This is a genomic window from Limnohabitans sp. JirII-29, assembly GCF_003063395.1.
Taxonomy (GTDB): Bacteria; Pseudomonadota; Gammaproteobacteria; order Burkholderiales; family Burkholderiaceae_C; genus Limnohabitans.
The window spans coordinates 1-2,290 of the sequence record NZ_NESB01000023.1; the positions used below are offsets into that span (position 1 = coordinate 1).

1 protein-coding gene is annotated in these 2,290 nt (G+C 64.4%); it reads right to left on the minus strand.

Annotated elements, in window-relative coordinates; genetic code table 11:
• A partial coding sequence (locus tag B9Z39_RS16795) for an S-layer family protein (RefSeq protein WP_199221241.1) occupies positions 1-2,290 on the minus strand: 2,290 nt, incomplete at both ends.

Genomic DNA, 2,290 nt, shown 5'->3' on the forward strand with positions numbered 1-2,290 from the left:
CAGCGCTGCCCATGGGGCTTTGCAGGGCCAGCAAGGTGCTGGCGTTGACCACCAGCACGTCGTTGCCCGAGCCGCCGTAGAGCACATCGGCACCGCCGTTGCCGATGAGGGTGTCGTCGCCCGCGCCACCCACCAGGGTCTCGGCGCTGGTGCTGCCAGTGAGGGTGTCGGCGGCGGCGCTGCCGAGTTGGTCCACGGCGGTTTTGTTGGCCCAGGTGCCGTCGGTGGCACCAAAAATCACATAGCTGCGCCCGGCGAAGCTGCCCGCGCTGGTGCTGCTGAACGGTGCGCTCACCAGCAAGTCGGCCAAGCCGTCGCCGTTGACGTCGCCTGCGCCCGACACGCTGAAGCCACTGTTGTCGCCACTGGCTTGGCCGTTGATCACAAAGCCACCACTGCCTGCGGCGACGTTGCTCAACTCAATGGCGCTGGTGGCGGTGGTACCCAACACCAGGTAGGTGTGCCCGGCGGTGTTGCCTGAGCTGGTGCTGCTGTAAGGCGCGCTCACCAACAAGTCGGCCAAGCCGTCGCCGTTGACATCGCCTGCGCCCGAGACGCTGTAGCCACTGGCATCCCCTGCACATATGCCGTTGATCACAAAGCCGCCTGTGCCTGCGGCGACGTTGCTCAACTCAATGGCACTGGCTGCTGTGGTGCCCCACACCACATAGCTTCTTCCAGCCTCATTGACTGCGCTGGGGTCGCTGAAAAAAGCCCCGACCAGCAAGTCGGCCAAGCCGTCGCCGTTGACGTCGCCCACGCCCGCCACGCTGTTGCCACTGAAGTCGCCACTGGCTTGGCCGTTGATCACAAAGCCCCCTGTGCCAGCGGCGACGTTGCTCAACTCAATGGCGCTGGTGGCGGTGGTGCCAAAGACCACATAGCTCCTCCCTGCATTGTTGCCCGCGCTGGTGTTGCTGATCCGTACCCCCACCAGCAAATCGGCCAAGCCGTCGCCGTTGACGTCGCCCGCACTCGACACGCTCTCGCCACTGATATCCCCTGCACATATGCCGTTGATCACAAAGCCGCCTGTGCCTGCGGTCACGTCACTCAATTCAACGGCGTTGGTGGCGGTGGTGCCAAAGACCACATAGCTGCGCCCGGTGTTGCTGCCCGCGCTGGTGCTGCTGTAAGGCGCGCTCACCAGCAAATCGGCCAAGCCGTCGCCGTTGACGTCGCCCACGCCCGCCACGCTGTTGCCACTGAGGTCGCCACTGGCTTGGCCGTTGATGACAAAGCCCCCACTGCCAGCGGCCACATCGCTCAATTCAATGGCGCTGGTGGCGGTGGTGCCCCACACCACGTAGCTGTGTCCAACTGAGTTGTCTATGTAGATGTTTGCAGGCGCTCCCAACAACAGGTCGGCCAAGCCGTCGCCGTTCACATCGCCCGCGCTCGACACGCTGTAGCCACTGGCATCCCCTGCACTTATGCCGTTGATGACAAAGCCCCCTGTGCCTGCGGCGACGTTGCTCAATTCAATGGCGCTGGCTGCTGTAGTGCCAAACACCACGTAGGTTGTCCCAGCACCGCTGCTGTTGTCAGGAGTCCCCACCAGCAAGTCGGCCAAGCCGTCGCCGTTGACGTCGCCTGCAGCCGACACGCTCCAGCCGCTCCTGTCGCCACTGGCTTGGCCATTGATCACAAAGCCGCCGGTGCCAGCGGCCACGGCGCTCAGGTCCACGCCGGTCACGGTAAGGCCCTGGCTGCTGGCGGCACTGAGGTTGCCCGCTGCGTCCACGGTGTAGAGCACATAACTGCCGTCACTCAAGCCGCTCAAGCCCAAGGCGGTGCTGGTGTTGCTCTGCCCAATGGCCACGCTGTTCCACAAGCCATCGGCCTGGCTGGTGATGTCGGCCAGTGAAGTCACGCTCACGCTGCTGCTGACGAGGTAAGCGGTGCCGACTTCCGAGCTGCTGACGGTGGCGCTGGCGGTGTTGGCCAAGCTGGCCGTCGTGAGGGTGGCCGTGGGTGCTGTGCTATCGACCGTCAAGGTCTGGCTGCTGGCGGCACTCAGGTTGCCCACCGCGTCCACGGTGTAGAGCACATAGCTGCCGTCACTCAAGCCGCTCAAGCCCAAGGCAGTGCTGGTGTTGCTCTGCCCAATGGCCACGCTGTTCCACAAGTCATCGTCTTGACTGGTGATGTCGGCCAGCGAAGTCACACTCACGCTGCTGCTGACGAGGTAGGCGGTGCCGACCTCCGAGCTGCTGACGGTGGCGCTGCTGGTGGTGTCGGCAAAGATGCCGGGGGTGAGGGTGGCTGTGGGTGCCACGGTGTCAAGCAC